16 protein-coding genes and 1 tRNA gene are annotated in these 15782 nt (G+C 64.0%); 6 read left to right on the forward strand and 11 right to left on the reverse strand.

From position 1 onward, the window contains the following. Positions 1-62 precede the first annotated feature (62 nt). A complete protein-coding gene (locus AC07R1_RS16180; protein WP_053156760.1) occupies positions 63-599 on the forward strand; it encodes a GNAT family N-acetyltransferase in 537 nt (178 codons plus the stop codon). A gap of 58 nt (positions 600-657) precedes the next feature. Here AC07R1_RS16180 and AC07R1_RS16185 read toward each other — a convergent pair whose 3' ends face one another. The 4 genes from AC07R1_RS16185 to AC07R1_RS16200 all read right to left on the reverse strand — a co-directional run bounded on the left by AC07R1_RS16185 (position 658) and on the right by AC07R1_RS16200 (position 4766). After that, a complete protein-coding gene (locus tag AC07R1_RS16185) occupies positions 658-1032 on the reverse strand; it encodes a hypothetical protein (RefSeq protein ID WP_015634498.1) in 375 nt (124 codons plus the stop codon). A gap of 217 nt (positions 1033-1249) precedes the next feature. Then, positions 1250-1537, reverse strand: a complete 288-nt coding sequence (locus tag AC07R1_RS16190; protein WP_015634499.1) for a hypothetical protein — start codon at positions 1535-1537, stop codon at positions 1250-1252. Between the two features lie 475 nt (positions 1538-2012). Beyond that, positions 2013-3200 (reverse strand): DUF1501 domain-containing protein, encoded by a 1188-nt coding sequence (locus AC07R1_RS16195; RefSeq protein ID WP_495110702.1) that lies wholly within the window; start codon positions 3198-3200, stop codon positions 2013-2015. Between the two features lie 27 nt (positions 3201-3227). Then, positions 3228-4766 (reverse strand): DUF1800 domain-containing protein, encoded by a 1539-nt coding sequence (locus tag AC07R1_RS16200; protein WP_015634501.1) that lies wholly within the window; start codon positions 4764-4766, stop codon positions 3228-3230. A 375-nt stretch (positions 4767-5141) separates the two neighbouring features. Between AC07R1_RS16200 and AC07R1_RS16205 the strand changes: the two genes are divergently transcribed. Further along, positions 5142-6917, forward strand: coding sequence for a sensor domain-containing diguanylate cyclase (locus tag AC07R1_RS16205; protein WP_053149541.1), 1776 nt, complete (start codon positions 5142-5144; stop codon positions 6915-6917). A 79-nt stretch (positions 6918-6996) separates the two neighbouring features. Here AC07R1_RS16205 and AC07R1_RS16210 read toward each other — a convergent pair whose 3' ends face one another. Then, positions 6997-7725 (reverse strand): class I SAM-dependent methyltransferase, encoded by a 729-nt coding sequence (locus AC07R1_RS16210; RefSeq protein ID WP_019096081.1) that lies wholly within the window; start codon positions 7723-7725, stop codon positions 6997-6999. A gap of 272 nt (positions 7726-7997) precedes the next feature. Here AC07R1_RS16210 and AC07R1_RS16215 point away from each other — a divergent pair, with 272 nt between their 5' ends. After that, positions 7998-8426, forward strand: coding sequence for an SMI1/KNR4 family protein (locus AC07R1_RS16215; protein ID WP_495110703.1), 429 nt, complete (start codon positions 7998-8000; stop codon positions 8424-8426). Between the two features lie 106 nt (positions 8427-8532). Here the strand turns inward: AC07R1_RS16215 and AC07R1_RS16220 are convergent. The 5 genes from AC07R1_RS16220 to AC07R1_RS16240 form a co-directional block, all read right to left on the reverse strand. Further along, positions 8533-8606 (reverse strand) — tRNA-Gly (locus AC07R1_RS16220). 155 nt (positions 8607-8761) lie between these two features. Then, positions 8762-9646 carry an alpha/beta fold hydrolase gene (locus tag AC07R1_RS16225; RefSeq protein ID WP_015634505.1) on the reverse strand — a complete coding sequence of 295 codons (885 nt, stop codon included), beginning with the start codon at positions 9644-9646 and terminating at the stop codon, positions 8762-8764. Positions 9647-9970: 324 nt separating this feature from the next. Beyond that, the gene (locus tag AC07R1_RS16230) at positions 9971-10663 is read right to left on the reverse strand and encodes a pseudouridine synthase (protein WP_015634506.1); all 693 of its coding nucleotides are present in this window, start codon (positions 10661-10663) and stop codon (positions 9971-9973) included. A gap of 29 nt (positions 10664-10692) precedes the next feature. Next, the gene (locus AC07R1_RS16235; RefSeq protein WP_011059771.1) at positions 10693-10911 is read right to left on the reverse strand and encodes a cysteine-rich CWC family protein; all 219 of its coding nucleotides are present in this window, start codon (positions 10909-10911) and stop codon (positions 10693-10695) included. After that, positions 10904-12391, reverse strand: coding sequence for a sensor domain-containing diguanylate cyclase (locus AC07R1_RS16240; protein ID WP_495110704.1), 1488 nt, complete (start codon positions 12389-12391; stop codon positions 10904-10906). Before AC07R1_RS16240 ends, AC07R1_RS16235 begins: the two co-directional genes overlap by 8 nt. A 36-nt stretch (positions 12392-12427) precedes the next feature. Here AC07R1_RS16240 and AC07R1_RS16245 point away from each other — a divergent pair, with 36 nt between their 5' ends. Continuing rightward, complete coding sequence (locus AC07R1_RS16245; protein WP_495110705.1) at positions 12428-12940, forward strand: hypothetical protein; 513 nt, start codon at positions 12428-12430, stop codon at positions 12938-12940. A gap of 274 nt (positions 12941-13214) precedes the next feature. Further along, complete coding sequence (locus tag AC07R1_RS16250) at positions 13215-13610, forward strand: hypothetical protein (RefSeq protein ID WP_026019995.1); 396 nt, start codon at positions 13215-13217, stop codon at positions 13608-13610. A gap of 115 nt (positions 13611-13725) precedes the next feature. On the opposite strand, the gene dspII is transcribed toward AC07R1_RS16250, so the two are convergent. Continuing rightward, positions 13726-14838, reverse strand: a complete 1113-nt coding sequence (gene dspII, locus AC07R1_RS16255; RefSeq protein ID WP_183000535.1) for an enoyl-CoA hydratase/isomerase DspII — start codon at positions 14836-14838, stop codon at positions 13726-13728. A gap of 132 nt (positions 14839-14970) precedes the next feature. On the opposite strand from dspII, the gene ung reads away from it, so the two are divergent. Continuing rightward, a complete protein-coding gene (ung, locus tag AC07R1_RS16260) occupies positions 14971-15663 on the forward strand; it encodes a uracil-DNA glycosylase (RefSeq protein WP_011059775.1) in 693 nt (230 codons plus the stop codon). The last annotated feature ends 119 nt before the right edge of the window (positions 15664-15782 follow it).

Genomic DNA, 15782 nt, shown 5'->3' on the forward strand with positions numbered 1-15782 from the left:
GGAGGGTTCTTTTTTTTCCGGCGTTGCGGTTTCATGAGCGCCCCCTTTCAGGAAGCTCACGGATGAACCTGCATTTCGAAACCGCCCGCCTGTTGCTGCGCCCCCGTACCCTTGAGCACTTCCAGGCGTGCCTGGGTATGGATCAGGATCCCGAAGTCACGCGCTTCATCCCCGGGACCTGGGATGGCGGGCAGTGGCACAGGGACTTTTTACAGGGGCGCATGACCCAGGATTTCGGCCCGCGCTGCGGGTATTGGGCGATCTTCGCCAAGGACGCGCCGGATGAGTTGCTGGGCTGGGTTTCCTTCATTCCCTTCGATGCTGTGGGGCCCGAGCTGGAAATGGGCTGGCGCCTGGTGCGGCGGGCCTGGGGGCGGGGTTTTGCCAGCGAGGCCGCGCGGCGGATCGTCGAGCATGCGTTTGCCGACCCGGCGGTGCAGCGCATAGTCGCCGATGCCCATGTCGACAACGAGGCGTCGTTGGCGGTGGCGCGCAAGGTCGGTTTTCGCTTCACCCACAATGCCGATTTCGAAGGCTTGCCCTGCCGCTTCTTTGCAATGACCCGTGAGGATTTTTGCCAGCAACGGCCGGCTGGCTGAGGCGGGGGGGCACGCGTGGGGCGCCGTTGGTGGCGCCCCGTATGGTCCATGCCTGCCGTCAGAGGTGGCGGCTGACCCACCACAGCACCAGGAAGGCAATGACGGCTACCAGGGCCGCGAACTGGAACAGATTGATCAGCCACTTCAGGCCCAGGGGGAATTTCCTGTAGTCCTTCACGTTCAGGCCGCCGTTGCGCAGGAACAGGTGGGGCATGGCGAACAGTGCGCCGATGCACAGCAGCATGAAGAAACGGCTAAGGGGGTCCTTGCCCAGGAGTGGCATGCGGATGGCAATGACCCGGCAGCGCGACAGGTGCTTGACCATGTCATCAAGCCTGAAATAGCCCAGGTAGACCTGGATCGCCAGGGACACCAGCCCGGCCATGACCACCAGGACCCAACCCGCGGTATAGATATCTTTTGCGTTACACATATCTCTTCAGTGACCTCCTCAAGGTGGCGACCACGCGCTCAGCGTATTGCTCCTCCAGTGAGCCCTGGCAGGCAGGGCAGCCGGCCACCATAGCACTTTGGGAGCCGTGTCGGGCGCAGGTGCTCCGGCCCCCAGGGGCCAATGAGCGCCGCATCAGGGCTGTTTAGCGCGGTCGTAGCCCTGGTCGGAGGCTGGGAGAGAGGGGGGCAGGGCGGCCCTAGAGCTTGGCGCAACGTTCCACATCGGCCTGGGTGGTGACCTGGGTGTCGATGCCCAGGCGGTATTTGCAATAGTCGATGATCATCTGGCGCTGTTCATCGGTGAGCTTTTCCACGCGCCGGTAGTCGCCGTCATTGGCGTGGATGTTGAAGAATTCCAGGCGCAGGGTCGGGGATGTCTTGATAAACCAGCGGGTATGGGTTTCAGCCTCTTCAAGCTCGGTGTAGTAACCGAGGTTGAGCACCATCAGCAGGATGAGGGAGAGCAGCAACAACAGTGTTTTCAAGGCACGGCTCCTTCCGTGGGGGGGCGCCAGGGGCGCGGGCTGCGAATGCTTCAGGTTTTTCCCCGGCTTGGCAAGCGCCCGGGCAGGAGGGGGACAGCATCGATGGCGGGATTGGCTTCAGGTTCAGCAAGCAGACAGTTGCGCACTGGTAAAAATATCGGCACGCCTGGCAGGAGCCGGGCGGTGACAGGGGGCAAATGGTTTCAAGCGGATTCACGGCAGGTTGCCAAGAGTCTGCCGGGGCGAATGGCCCGGTGCATCCGTTTGCAAACCGCAGAGCGATCGTGGGCTCTGTACGAAAACTACCTGCGCTTCGATCAGACTGCGTTAAAAACAGGCTCGGAATGCTCATTTAGGTTCCTAAACTCCGCTTCCTCGCCTGTTTTTGCCTTGCCTGATCTTTGCTCGGCGAGTTTTCGTACAGACCCTGGGATCGCTCTTTTTTTGCCTGCACCCGGGCGTTTCAGCAACGGCATCAGACCAGGCCCAGGGTCGCGGGCCGGGAACCGGGGAACACCGCCTGCACCTGAGCGCGGGAAAGCCCCCAGGTAGCGCCCAGCAGGCCGCCGAGCAGATCCCGGTAGTTGTTGAGCACCGGGTAGTCGCGGTTCTGCAGCAGGCTTTGCGCGTTCACCGTCACTTGCTCGCCGGCCAGGCGCCCGCCGCGAATGCTGCCGCCCAACACCCAGTACGCCGTGCCATGGCCGTGGTCGGTGCCCCGGGCGCCGTTCTCGCGAAAGGTCCGGCCGAATTCGGAGACCACGACCACCAGGCTGTCCTTCCAGTGCTCGCCCATGGCCTCGGCATAGGCCGCCAGCCCTTGCCCGAGGTTGGCCAGGTTGCTGGCCAGTTGGCCCTGGGTGCTGCCCTGGTTGACGTGGGTATCCCAGCCGCCGACATCGACGAAGCCCAGGCGATACTGCTCGCGCATCAGGCCGGCCATGCGCCGGGTCTGGGCGGCGAAGCTCTGTGCATTGGCCGCCCCGCGACTGGCCGCGAGCATCTCTTGCTGCAGGTCCCGGGAGACCTTCTGGCGCAGGGCCAGTCCATCGCTGGCCGCGGCGGCATAGGGCGTGTGCTGGTACATGGCGGCCAGAATCGCTGCCTGGCGCTCATCGAAGGGCGTCTTGCCGGCGCTGCGCAAGGACAGGTTGGGAATCTCCTGGCCGCCCTGGAAGCTCAGAGGCAGGGCGTCGGTAAAGGCGATAGGCGCGCTGTCGGGCACCTGCCGCGCCAGGCGTGCGAGGAACCCCGAGTCGTAGCGCCGGTGCTGCTGGCTTGGCTGGCCGGCCTCGATAGTGTCCTGGGTCTGGAAGTGGCTGCGGGACAGGTCGTCGGTGCCGGCAAAGGGCACGAAGGCGAGTTCCTGGCGCTGCCACAGCGGGTACAGCGAATCGCGCAGCAGCGGGTTCAGGCCCCAGTGGCTGTCCAGCGCGATGGCGCTCTGCGGGTTGTGCCCATCGGGCCGGGCTATCGCCAGGGTCGGGCGCGACTCGTAGTAGAAGTCGCTGCTGTAGGGCACCAGCAGGTTGTTGCAGTCATAGCCGCCGCGCAGGAACACCAGCAGGGTGCGCGGCGCCGAGGCCGGTGCGGCGAACAGCCGGGCACAAAACGTCAGGCTGGGCAGGGCGGCGGCTGCGATCAACAATTGGCGACGATTCATGACGGCTCCTGGTCAGGTGGGGCGCTCTCAGCGATTGTTGAAATCCGGCGAGGACAGCAGGAAGGTGTTCCATTCCTGGGGGGAAACGGCCTGCTCCAGGGCGTTGCGGGTGGTGCTGGAGAGGTAGGGGGCGATCGCCTGGTAATACATCGGCGTGGTGATCATGGGAAACCCCGGCCCCGGGACCTGGCTGCCCTCGGCGGTGAACAGCCGGTTGTTGCCCGAGCCCATGGCCCGGGCGATTTCAAAGCGCTTGGCCATCTGCCCGGAACTCGACCAGCCACTGGCTACCAGCGGCCAGCCGTCGGGAGTGATGCGCCCGAACAGCGGCTGGCCCATCTGATTCAGCCAGTTGAGCAGTGGTCGCGGGTTGGCCAGGGGCTTGCCGTCATAGGTCAGGCGCAGCGCCGAGACCACGAACTGTTGCGGGTCCTTGAATTTCCTGCCGGCCGCATGCAGCAGCTCCGGCGATTGCATCAGGGTGGCCATGACCTGGGCGATGTCGCCATCGCTGTCACTGAAGCTCTTGGCCATGCGCGCCACCAGCGCCGGCGGCGGCTCGTCCGCGACGAAGTACTGGGCCAGCTTGCGCGAGATGAACCGCGCGCAGGCCGGTTGCCGGGTGATGAGGTCCACGGCCTGGGTGATCTCGTCATACCCGCTGCCCCTGATGGTATGGCCCAGCAGGTGCTTGTCGCTGAAGTCGTGACGTTTGGGGTTGAACTGGAACAGGCCCTGTTGCACCACCAGGGGCTGCAGGTTGCGGGGAAAGTGCTGCTCGCGACCGTCCAGGGGCGCCAGCCCGGCTCCGGTGAGAATCAGCGCCAGCTGTTGCACGTCTTCCTGGCTGTAGCCGGCGTCGACGCCCAGGCTGTGCAGTTCCATCAGTTCACGGGCGTAGTTCTCGTTGACCTTGCCCCTGGCGTTACTGCTGTTGTCCAGATATTCGAGCATGGCCGGGCTTTGCAGGGTGGCCAGCAGCAGGTCCTTGAACTTGCCCAGGGCGTGGGGGCGGAGGGTGTTTTCAAGGTAATCGGCGGTCAGCAGCCGCACCCTGCCCTTGCCCTGGAACACGCTGAAATGGTTGAGCCAGAACAGCACCAGTTGTTCCTTGAGCTGGTTGGGGCCGTAGACAGCTTGCAACAGCACACTGGACTGGGTCTGTTCAGCCAGTTGGGCGGCGTACTGGCGCAGGTCTTTTTGCGCCTGGTTGCGCGCTTCGCCCTCGGGCATTGCCTTGATCTGTTCCTGGCGCTGCCGGAACTCCTCCAGCAGGGAGCGGGGCGAATCGTTCAGGGCCGGATAACTGCGCAGCAGGGTGTCGATGGCCGGTGGCAACGGATCGTGCAGGCGATCGTCCAGTTGCGCCCTCAGCAGCTCATTGCGCCCCAGGGTGCGCAGGCGCTGGAGTTGCGCCGCGTCCAGGTCGAAGCCGTCACGCCGCAGCCATGCGATGTCGGCGGCACTGGGCGCTTGAGGTTGTGCGGCGTGGGCCAGGATTGGCAGCAGCACAGCCAGGGCAGTCGACAGGTACAGGCAGCGGGGCAACGGGGAAAGCCTTGGCATGGGCGGTTGGTCCGAAGTGAGAGGTCGCGGCCGATGGGGATTTTCGCCGTCTGTCGCCAGGTTCAGGGCAGGGCGTGAAGCCTGTCCCGGCTCCCTGGGCAGCACAGCGGTATAGCGTCGCAGGCTACCAGAGGGTTGTTCCGGCTTTCAGTCGGCAATGCTCTAGGACAAGTGTTTCAACGCAGGGTTGGGGGGCTTGCCGTCGACCGTTCGTCCGACGGATGGAATTGGCAAGCACTAGTCACTGCGTCATGCTGTCGATGGATGTCGTAGTGCCACTACTTCAAGGCCCGACCCGGTTTCCGGGTGTCGTTCCATCCCTGCGTTGGTGAGATAGATTGGTGATGAGTGTGTTGATCCTGCCCGAGGCGCAATATGCCCGATAAGGCGCTGGCCGAGGAGCAGCGCCTGGCTGCCCTGTATGCCCTGGAACTGCTGGATACGGCCCGGTGCGAGCGTTTTGACCGCATCTGCCGGCTGGCCGCAGAGTACTTCAAGGTGCCCACGGCCCTGATCACCCTGGTGGACCGTGATCGGCAGTGGTTCAAGTCGCGGGTGGGCTTTGCGCCCGAGCAGACCCCCATCGAGCAATCGTTCTGCGCCTATACCATCAAGTCCGGTGATGTATTCGAGGTGGAAAACGCCCGCCAGGATGTGCGTTTCCACGCCAACCCACTGGTGACCCAGGACCCGGGCATCGGTTTTTATGCCGGCGCGCCGCTGATTACCTCCACCGGGCATGCGATCGGCAGCCTGTGCGTCATCGATCGCCAGCCCCAGCGCCTGAACGCTGCCGAGCGTCAGCAACTGCGCGACCTGGCATCCCTGGTGATGGAGCAGGTGGAGCAGCGTCAGCGCCTGACCCGGCGCGACCCGGTGAGCAGGCTGCCCAACCGTGAGCAATTTCAGAGCGACCTGTACGACCTGGCGGATGAGAACCCGGGAGAACGGCGCGTGCTGGTGCTGGTGGACGCGGTGGACATGACCGTGGCCCACGAGCTGACCCTGGCCATGGGCCTGGCGCCGTTCGAGACCATCGTGCGGTTCCTGGCCCAGCAACTGCTCGCCTACCTGGGGCGCCATGTGCGGGTGTATCACGTATCGGTCAAGCGCTTCGGCTTCCTGCTGCCGGCGGCTCCCGGGATCGAGCGCTTCCTGGAAGGCCTGGTGCGGCGCCTGCGGCGTCAGCCGCCAGGGCTGGAACTGCCGATGATTCCCGGGGTGTGCGCGGGCACGGTGGAGTTCTCCACGGACCGCGACGCCGTGCCCGACGTGTTGCGCAAGGCCATGTTCGCCCTGGAACTGGCGACCCTCAACCGCAGCACCTGGGCGCCTTACGACGTGGTGCGGGACCAGGCCTACCGGCGAGCCTTCAACCTTGCCTCGGATATTAGCGAAGCCCTGGACAGTGGGCAGATCTACCTGATGTTCCAGCCGCGTTTCGCCCTGCCCGACGGCGCCCAGGTCAGCGCCGAGGCGCTGATCCGCTGGGATCACCCCTGGCTGGGGCCGATTTCACCGGCGGAGTTCATTCCGGTGATGGAGCGCAATGCGTTGATCCACCGGGTAACCCACTGGGTGATCAATGCGGTGCTCGGCAAGCTGCAGGCCTGGAGCGACGGTGAAGTGCAGCGCCTGTCGATCAACCTCTCGCCCCAGGATTTCGAGGACCAGGACATCGCTGATGTGCTCAAGGCGGCCTGTCGCCGCCACGGCATCGAACCCCATCGCCTGGAAGTGGAAATCACCGAGGGTGCCTGGTTGCGTTCCAACCCGCGGGTGCTGGACCAGTTGAGCAAGATCCGCGCCCTGGGCATGGATGTGGCCATCGACGATTTCGGTACCGGCTACAGTAACTTCGCCTATCTGCATCAGATTCCGGCCAATGTGGTGAAGCTCGACAAATCCATGGTCACCGACCTTGAGAGCAGTGCCCAGCACCAGAAGATCACCCGCTCGGTCATCGCCCTGGCCCGGGAACTGGGCTACCGCACCGTGGCCGAGGGCATTGAAAGCTTCAAGTGCCTGCAGATGCTGCGCACCTTCGGCTGCGATGAGGCCCAGGGTTATTTCCTGGCCCGGCCCATGGTCCAGGAAAAATTCCTGGCCCGCAGCGCGGCCCAGCGCTTTCCACTACAGCAAGGCTACTGACTGCGGCTTCTGTAGCCGCTGTCGCAGGCTGCGAGCGGCCCGAAGGGGCGTTAAAAAACCTTGAGGGCGCCGCACCTCCTCACCGCTGCGCTGCCACCAGCAACAGCATCGGCCGCTCCCGCTCCTCTGCCAGCGCCGGAAGGTCCTCGATCTGCTGCGCCGTGGGGCCCCACTCCTGCACATGGCGCAGGTTGAAGCCGGTATCGATCAGCGTGTTGAGCAGCGTGCCCAGGGTACGGTGTTGCTTGATCACCCCTTCGGCCAGCCAGTGGGTCACCCGCTCGCCTTCCTGCTGGTAGCTGTCCACCGGCCAGGACTGGCGGCCCTGCGCGTCCACCTGCCAGCCCGGGTTGCGCGGTGCCATGAAGATCGGGTGCTCGATGGAGAACACCAGGCGCGCCCCCGGTACCAGGGCCGCATAGACCTGGGCGAACAGGCCGGGCAAATCCTTTATGTAGTGCAGGGCCAGTGAGCTATAGGCCAGGTCGAAGCTGCAGGCGGGCAGGCGCAGTTGCTCCAGGTCCTCTTGCTGATACTGCACGTTGGGTGCCGAGGTGGTGGCGCGGGCGGTGGCCAGCATCTTCTGCGAAACGTCCAGGCCGACTACTTGGCGGGCACCGTGCTCGCTGGCCCAGCGGCTGAACCAGCCATAGCCGCAGCCCAGGTCCAGCACCCGCAGGCCGTTCATCGGTGGCAGCAGGGCTTGCAGGGCCGGCCATTCCGGCGCGGCGTCGAGGCCGCCGAGGGAGCGGCCCATCTGGCTGTAGGCCTGGAAAAAAATCGGGTCGTCGTAGATGTTCTGAGTCATGTCGGGAGGCTCTATCAGGTTCGTGTGCAGCCCTGGTGGGCAGGGAATGTCATGCAGTTGAAACAGCTGAGGGGCTTCTCCCTCGCAGGGCGCGACGCAGGTATCGTCGATGGCCGGGCAGGTGGTGCAGCAAAACAGGTCGGATGTCTTAGCCAGTTTTGCGGGCCGGGCCATCGCCGGATGCTTTGCACGCCAGGATCTTCATCGGCACAATCGCCGGCCGGGAACACCGAGTGTCCCCGGCCCCGAATTCGTACCCCAAGAGAGGCATCATGGGCAAAGCGAGAGTGACAGGCACGACGATCGAGGCGATCCGCGCGGCAGAGATGGCATTGGGGCGTACCTTGCCCTGCTCGTTCGCGCGCTGGTTGCTGGAGCACAACGGCAGGGCCCTGGGGGCGCTGGAGGTGTTTCCGGTCTTCGATGCCCGGGATCCGCGCAAGACCTGGGAGTCGATAGTCCGCCATTTCGAAGGCGGCTGGCGGGCCTGGCAGGACAACGTCTGCGCTGACCCGGCGGGTTTCTCCAGCCTGCTGCCGTTCGCCCAGTTCGGCACGGGCGACTACTACTGCTTCGATTACGCCGTGCTGGGGGAGGCCGGTGAGCCGGTGGTGGTGCTCTGGTCCCATGAGACTGGCGCCACGTCCGTGGTTGCCGATGGCTATGCAGCTTTTCTGGCCAGCGCCGATCGGCCCGGGTAGGCACAAGGCTTGGGCTTGAATGGTCAGGTCTGGAGGGAGAGATCGCTGCAGTTCAACGACTGGGAAACTGCTTGGAGCTTCTGCGTGGGCACGCAGATTGGGGAAGTGGAGCGGGTGAAGGGAATCGAACCCTCGTTATCAGCTTGGGAAGCTGGAGTAATGCCATTATACGACACCCGCTCGAACGGCTGACTTTGTACCAGATGTGGCCGTGGATTTGAAGTTTTTCTTTAGCTGACTTGCGCTTGCGCGCCGCTGACCTTCATCGCCAGCCCGCCCCATACCGTGAAAACCGGGGTTGTCACGGTGTGCAGGCGGCCTGCGAGGAGGGCTTTTCAGAGGGCTCGTACATGCTGCTCCTGGACATGCGGGGCACGCGAACGGTTGTCGTACTGGCCCGGTTTGAGGAACCCCATCAGGGCCTGGCGGGTGTCGCGGCAGGCGGCCTTGTGCTCCATGTCGAGAAAGTGCCCGGTGGCCTGGATGGTGCTGAAGCTCGACTGCTGCACATGGTTGGCGAACAGCCGGGCATCGTTGGCCGAGGTGTACTCGTCCCATTCGCCGTTGATGAACAGCACCGGGACCTGGATGTTGCGTGCGGCCCTGAGGTAGCACTGGCGATCACCATGGAGCACATGGCTGATGTGGAAGTGCATCTGCCCGTACTCATGTTCCGCCAGGCTGCTGACGTGGCGATAATTGAAACGCTTGAACAGCGACGGCAGGTGCTTGCCGATGGTGTTGTTGACCAGGTCGCCGACGCGATGGCCATCGCGGCTGCCGAGGTAGTCGACACCGCGTTCCAGGTAGTCGCGCATCGGCTCGTTGATCACCGGCGAGAACGAGCTGATCACCGCCTTCTCGATGCGTCGCGGGCGCTGGGAGAGCGCTTGCAGGGCGGCGGCGCCGCCCCAGGAAAACGACAGCACATGTTCGGCGGCGAAGTGCTCGATCAACTCCAGCAGGATCTGCCCCTCGACTTCCTTGGTGAGCATCCGTTCGTGCCTGTTGTGGGCCTTGGAGCGACCCGCGTAGGGCTGGTCGTAGAGCACCACATTGAACTGCGGGTGGAGGTTCTTCACGGTCTGGGCAAAGGACGCAGTGGTGGCCAGTGAGCCGTTGACCAGAATGATGGTCTTGTCTGCGGCATCTGCGCGATAGAACTCCGTGTAAACCCGATACTGACCCTGTATATCCAGCACAGCGATTTCTGGCCTCATGTCATAAGACTCCTGGCAAGCGGGTATGCGCGCAACGTGAGTGTGCACGGGCAATGTGACAGGTAGGCATACGCCTGGAATCGGAGCCCATGTCGATCCGGTAAGGCAGGTCGACGGGTGTTGTTATAGGCGGGCGATTTGCCGGGGGAAGGCAGAGCAGGCAGGGCTCAGGCCGGCAAAGGGTTTCTTAGATGTGTGGTTGTGACTCGTCGGTCACAATTCGGCCGACGGACAGATTCAAGCAGGGCAACCGGGAACCTGCAAGGTCATTGGGCAAATTGTTCGACAGCTTCTGCCCAGCGGTCGTGTGGCGCGGCGCAACGCTCAGATCAGGCGTATTTCGGCGTCGCTCAGAGCACGGTATTCACCGGGGGCCAGGCGTTCGTCCAGCAGCAGCGGGCCCATGCGTTCGCGGTGCAGGCGCAGCACCTTGTTGTTGAAGTGGCCGAACATGCGCTTGACCTGGTGATAGCGCCCTTCGACGATGCTCAGCCGGGCGCTGCGGGGGCCGAGGATCTGCAGTTGAGCGGGCAGGGTGGTCAGGTCCTCGAAGGCGAAATACAGGCCACGGGCGAAAGTCTCGACGTATTCGGGGCCGATCTCCTGCTCGGTTTCCACGTAATAGAGCTTGGGCAGTTTGGTCTGGGGCTGGGTCAGGCGCCGCGACCAGTTGCCATCGTTGGTGATCAGCATCAGCCCGGTGGTGTTGTAGTCCAGGCGCCCGGCGATATGCAGATCCTGCGGGTCCGGCTCATGGATCAGTTCGAGCACGGTCTTGTGCTCGGGGTCGCGGGTGGCGCTGACGCAGCCCATGGGCTTGTGCAGCATGAAGTAGCGCGCCGGCTTGCCGGCCTGCAGCACTTCGTCGTCCAGCTCCACCCGGCTGAACTCGCGGACCTCGGCCTTGGGGTCGCTGACCGGCTGCCCATCGATGCGAATGCGTCGTTGCACCAGCAGCACGCGAACTTGCTGGCGGTTGAAACGGGGCAGGTTGCTGAGAAAACGGTCAATGCGCATGGTAATCGGTGGCTATCGGCTGGAGGGGCTCAGGGACGGGGCAGGGTAGCGGCGCGCAGCTGCGCGTCGACCCCGGCACAGCGCGGGCACAGGCAGGCCTGGTTGCGCAGCTCCGGCGCCAGGGCTTCGATGATCGCCGGGTCGATGTCCACGCTGTAGCACCAGCAGGCCTGGCCGGCGCGGCGCGGGTCGGCCAGGGTGCAGTCGTTGCGGGCACCGCAGGCGGGGCAGAGTTCAGGTTCATTCATGGCTGGAGTCAGGCATTTCCACGCAGGTTCGATTGCGTCCGGTGTGCTTGGCACGGTACATCGCGTGGTCGGCACGGGACAGCAGGCTGTGCAGGGTGTCCTGGGCTTGCAGGCTGGTCAAGCCGATGCTGACGGTCAGTTGCAGCGGCTGCCCTTCATAGTGATAGCGCTGCTGTTCGGTGAGCAGGCGGATCTTCTCGGCGATGCCCAGGGCCACGCTGCTGTCGGTGTCCTTGAGCAGGACGATGAATTCTTCGCCGCCCCAGCGGCAGACGATGTCGGACTGGCGCAGGCAGCCCTGCAGGTCGCGGGCGAAGCCACTGAGCACCTGGTCCCCGGCCAGGTGGCCGTAGGTGTCGTTGAGGCGCTTGAAGTGGTCCAGGTCCAGCAGCATGGCGCACAGCGGCGTCAGGTCGCGCCAGGCCTCTTGCAGGGCCTGGGCCGCCAGCAGGTCGAACCCGCGGCGGTTGGGCAGACGGGTAAGGCTGTCGAGGGTGGCCTGGGCTTCGATCTTGCGCTGATAGCGGCGCACCACGGCGCTGAGCAGGACCAGCACGATGGCGGTGATCACCAGGCAGATCAGCAGGTTCAGGTACAGCGACTGGCGGATACTGTTGAGGGCGCCGTCTTCGCGTTTGTCGACGAACAGGTACCAGTTCAGCTCGGGAATGAAGCGCACATTGAGAAAGTGCCCCTGGCCCTGGGAATTGTATTCATAGCTGCCGCTGTGGGGCTTGGGCAATTGGCTCAGCAGCTCCTTGAGGCTGTCCAGCTCATGCAGCGACTGGCCGCTGCGGGCGCCCTGGGGGCCACCGTCGGCACCGGTGAGGACGATGCGGCCAAAGGCGTCGACGAAGTACACGCTGCGCTGGTAACGCTGCTGGTACTTGTCGATCAGCTTGATCACCGCATCCACGGTCAGGCCGACCCCGGCGGCGCCGATGAAGCGGTCCTGGTAGTCGTAGACCTTGTAGTTGATGAAGAAGGTCAGCTTGTCCTGGTTGGCCAGGTCCGGGTCGACGTTGATCTCGTAGGGCGTGCTCATGTCGCGTACGCGAAAGTACCAGGCGTCCCGGGGCTCATCGGCCTTGACCTTCTTCAGCACGCCCTTGGCCTGGTAGTAGGTGAGGCTGGTGTTGGAGACGAAGAACGCGGTGTAGGCGTCGTAGTGGGTCATGACCTCGTTGAGGTAGCGGGTCATCTGGCTCGGGTCGCGCTCGCCGGCCACCACCCAGTCGCGCATGAAGGTATCGCGGGCCATCATCGAGGAGATCAGCACCGGCCGCACCAGGTCCTTCTGGATTTCCGAGTACACGGTATCGGAGGTCAGGGGCAGTTCGGTATTGACGATGCTGTCGCGGATCGAATCCCGCGAGGCGTAGTAGCTGAGCAGCGAGGTGGCGAGAAAACCGCTGCCCAGCAGGGCGATCAGGACCAGAACCAGCGAGCGCTGGGAATACAGGGGAGAGCGGCGCGGCATGGTGATTCCGTGATAGTGGCCCGATGACGCATTCTAGTGGCACGGCGCGCAAATAACTCGTTCATCACGCGCCTGAATTGTCTCGACTTCGATACGTTTGCCAGGCGCTGGAAGGCCAGCGGGGGGCTCGTTGCAACTGGAGCCTGCAAGGCCGCCGAGCAGGCCCCGCCACTGGTCGGTGAAGTCATCGGGGCGCTGCTGCGCGGCGCACCGCAAAGGCTTTTTGCGGTCCTATGCAATGCCAGTCATGCCGTTTCGATTGGCGTCGTCCAGCGTCGCTGGTACGGCTTGCACGCGGTCCGGGAGGCCGCCATGTTCCGTCGAATCTTGCTCGGTGTTGTGCTTGGTTTGAGTCTGTCCGCCTGTGTGCCCTATTACGTCGAGCCGGGGTACTACCGCACTGACGTGTATGCGGTTCCAGGCCCCTATTACTACGGTGGCTACCCCTACTATGGAGGCGGCTACAGGCCTCACTACTATTACCGGCCCTACTATCACGGGGGCTACGGGCCGCACTACTACGGCGGCTACCGACGTTGGCACCACTAGCCGGCACCAAGGCCCGTACAACAGGCCACCGCCTCGGATGACAAGAGGCCAAGGGCCGAGAGTCGTTGCCCACAGCGCTGCCTTTGCCTGAGGCAGCGCTTTTTCGTGGGCGTGGAAAACCGCGGGAAAGGACGTCAGCAGCACTTGTTTCAAAGTGTTGCGCAAATCGCACCACAAGCGCTTTTCACGGTCAGATATTGCGTCAGTCAGCCTGTTGCTGATTGCCGCCTGCCAGCGTCGCTGGCGAGGCTTCTTCGCGGTCCAGGAGGCCGCCATGTATCGTCGACTTCTACTGATTGCCTTACTGGGTTCGAGCCTTGCTGCGTGTGCCCCTTATTACGGTGGAGGCTCCGGCTACTACAGCTCGGAGGTCTACAGCGCTCCCGCGCCGGCCTATTACTACGGTGGCGGGTCTTCCTACTATTCCACGGGGCGCAGTTACTACCCACCGCGCTACTACCAGCCCGCGCCGCGCTATTACCAACCGGCCCCGCGTTACTACCAGCCACCGCGCGCGGTATACCGGCCTTATCCGAGCCAGGGTTGGGGTGGGCATGGCCGGCCGAACAACTGGAGCAACCAGGACTGGGGCGGCCACGGCGGGCGTGACAATGGCGGGCGCGGCGATCACGGGCGCGGCGACCATGGCCACGGTGGCCGCGGTCATTGAGCCGGTACTGAGCTGAACCCCGTAGCCGCTGCCGCAGGCTGCGACAAGGTCCGCAGGACCTTCGGCGAGTCCACTGTCGCCGGGTCCTTTCGGGCAGTGCGCAGCCTGTGACGATCTAGTAATCCGTCAGGTCCGCCAGGGGATGGCGACCTTCCCAGGCCTTGTGGAAATGCGCCTCCACCACGGCCTCGGGCACGCTGTTGATATCCGCCCAGTGCCAGTGCGGCTGATGATCCTTGTCGATCAGCCGCGCGCGCACGCCTTCGGCAAATTCCGGATGCCGGCAGCAGTTCAGGCTCAGGGTGTACTCCATCTGGAACACCTCGGCCAGGGACAGGTAGCGGGCGCGGCGGATCTGTTCCCACACCAGGTGTGCAGTCAGCGGGCAGCCTTCGACTAGGGTCTTGGCCGCACGGCTGTAAAGGGCATCGCTGTGGTTGTGCAACTGGCTGATCGCCCGCCAGGCACAGCCCACGTCACTGACATCCAGCCAGTTGTCGATCTGTTGCCGGCGCGGCAGCCATTGAGCGTCGGGCATCTGCTCCAGGGCTTCCTGTTGCAGGGCCTTGAGCAGGCTGTTGAGCTGCCTTGGGGTCTGTTCCTGCCAGTTCAGTTGCAGCAGGCCCTCGATCAGCGCTTCCTGTTGCTCATCGAGCAGGAAACGGTCGGCAAGGTTCAGGTCCAGAGCGTCGCGGCCGTTCATATGGGCGCCGGTAAGGCCCAGGAACAGCCCGAGCTTGCCGGGCATGCGCGACAGGAACCAACTGGCGCCCACATCCGGGTACAGGCCAATGCTGATTTCCGGCATCGCCAGGCGGCTGCTGGGGGTGACGATACGAATGCCAGCACCTTGCAGCAGCCCCATGCCGCCACCGAGGACATAACCGTGGCCCCAGCAGATCAGTGGTTTGGGGTAGGTGTGCAAGCGATAGTCGAGGCGGTATTCCGCGGCGAAGAAGTGCCCCGCCAGCGGCGGCACTTCGCCGGGATGGGCCAGGCAGGCCTGGGCCAGGCTGCGCACTTCGCCGCCGGCGCAGAAAGCCTTGGCGCCGTTGCCCCGCAACAGCACGCACACTACCTGCGGGTCCTTGGCCCAGGTGTCGAGGTGTTCGCTCAACTGCTGGATCATGGGCAGGGACAGGGCGTTCAGGGATTTTTCCGCGTCCAGGGTGGCAATGGCGATGCGTGCACCATCGGTGCCGGTGAGTTCTTCGACGTGCAGGTTCATCGTGACCTCGATGGGAAATTTAAGCGGTCAGTATGATCGCTGTAAGGGAAAGTGCCGGTTCTGTGTCAGATCAATTGACAAGCGAAGTGGGCTTTCCTAGGGTGCGGCCATTGTTTTTTCACGGGCATGGCCATGACTGCTGACGATCGTATCAAACTCGAACCGAGCTGGAAGGAGGCCCTGCGTGCCGAATTCGACCAGCCCTACATGAGCGAACTGCGGGAGTTCCTGCGCCAGGAACATGCCGCCGGCAAGGAAATCTACCCGCCGGGACCGATGATCTTCAACGCCTTGAACTCCACGCCGCTGGACAAGGTCAAGGTGGTGATCCTCGGCCAGGACCCCTACCACGGGCCGGGTCAGGCCCATGGGTTGTGCTTCTCGGTGCAGCCCGGGGTGCCCGCGCCACCGTCGCTGGTGAATATCTATAAAGAGCTCAAGCGCGACCTGAACATCGACATCCCCAACCATGGCTACCTGCAGAGCTGGGCCGAACAGGGCGTGCTGATGCTCAACACCACCATGACCGTGGAGCGGGCGAACGCCGCTTCCCATGCGGGCAAGGGCTGGCAGTTCTTCACCGACCGGATCATCGAAGTGGTCAGCGAGCATCAGCCGCACCTGGTGTTCCTGCTGTGGGGCGCCCATGCCCAGAGCAAGCAGAAGCTGATCGACGCCACCAAGCACCTGGTGCTGACCTCGGTGCACCCTTCGCCCTTGTCGGCCTATCGCGGCTTTCTTGGTTGCGGGCATTTCAGCCGCACCAACAAATACCTCGAGCAGAACGGCGAGACGCCGATCGAGTGGCGCCTGCCGCCGTTGTAACCAGTGCTCGATGGGGAGGCTGCTTGGCGGCCACCCCACTCGCGACTTGAACCAAGGCATATCTGTAGCCGCTGCCGCAGGCTGCGAACGGCCCGTGGGGACGCGGCGGTGGTTCGGCC

Source organism: Pseudomonas sp. GW821-FHT07F01, from assembly GCF_059418825.1.

Excerpts from the sequence above, each read along its gene's own strand:
- AC07R1_RS16180 (WP_053156760.1), top strand. The coding sequence starts at position 63 with ATGAACCTGCATTTCGAAACCGCCCGCCTGTTGCTGCGCCCCCGTACC.
- AC07R1_RS16185 (WP_015634498.1), bottom strand. The coding sequence starts at position 1,032 with ATGTGTAACGCAAAAGATATCTATACCGCGGGTTGGGTCCTGGTGGTC.
- AC07R1_RS16195 (WP_495110702.1), bottom strand. The coding sequence starts at position 3,200 with ATGAATCGTCGCCAATTGTTGATCGCAGCCGCCGCCCTGCCCAGCCTG.
- AC07R1_RS16200 (WP_015634501.1), bottom strand. The coding sequence starts at position 4,766 with ATGCCAAGGCTTTCCCCGTTGCCCCGCTGCCTGTACCTGTCGACTGCC.
- AC07R1_RS16205 (WP_053149541.1), top strand. The coding sequence starts at position 5,142 with ATGCCCGATAAGGCGCTGGCCGAGGAGCAGCGCCTGGCTGCCCTGTAT.
- AC07R1_RS16210 (WP_019096081.1), bottom strand. The coding sequence starts at position 7,725 with ATGACTCAGAACATCTACGACGACCCGATTTTTTTCCAGGCCTACAGC.
- AC07R1_RS16215 (WP_495110703.1), top strand. The coding sequence starts at position 7,998 with ATGGGCAAAGCGAGAGTGACAGGCACGACGATCGAGGCGATCCGCGCG.
- AC07R1_RS16225 (WP_015634505.1), bottom strand. The coding sequence starts at position 9,646 with ATGAGGCCAGAAATCGCTGTGCTGGATATACAGGGTCAGTATCGGGTT.
- AC07R1_RS16230 (WP_015634506.1), bottom strand. The coding sequence starts at position 10,663 with ATGCGCATTGACCGTTTTCTCAGCAACCTGCCCCGTTTCAACCGCCAG.
- AC07R1_RS16235 (WP_011059771.1), bottom strand. The coding sequence starts at position 10,911 with ATGAATGAACCTGAACTCTGCCCCGCCTGCGGTGCCCGCAACGACTGC.
- AC07R1_RS16240 (WP_495110704.1), bottom strand. The coding sequence starts at position 12,391 with ATGCCGCGCCGCTCTCCCCTGTATTCCCAGCGCTCGCTGGTTCTGGTC.
- AC07R1_RS16250 (WP_026019995.1), top strand. The coding sequence starts at position 13,215 with ATGTATCGTCGACTTCTACTGATTGCCTTACTGGGTTCGAGCCTTGCT.
- dspII (WP_183000535.1), bottom strand. The coding sequence starts at position 14,838 with ATGAACCTGCACGTCGAAGAACTCACCGGCACCGATGGTGCACGCATC.
- ung (WP_011059775.1), top strand. The coding sequence starts at position 14,971 with ATGACTGCTGACGATCGTATCAAACTCGAACCGAGCTGGAAGGAGGCC.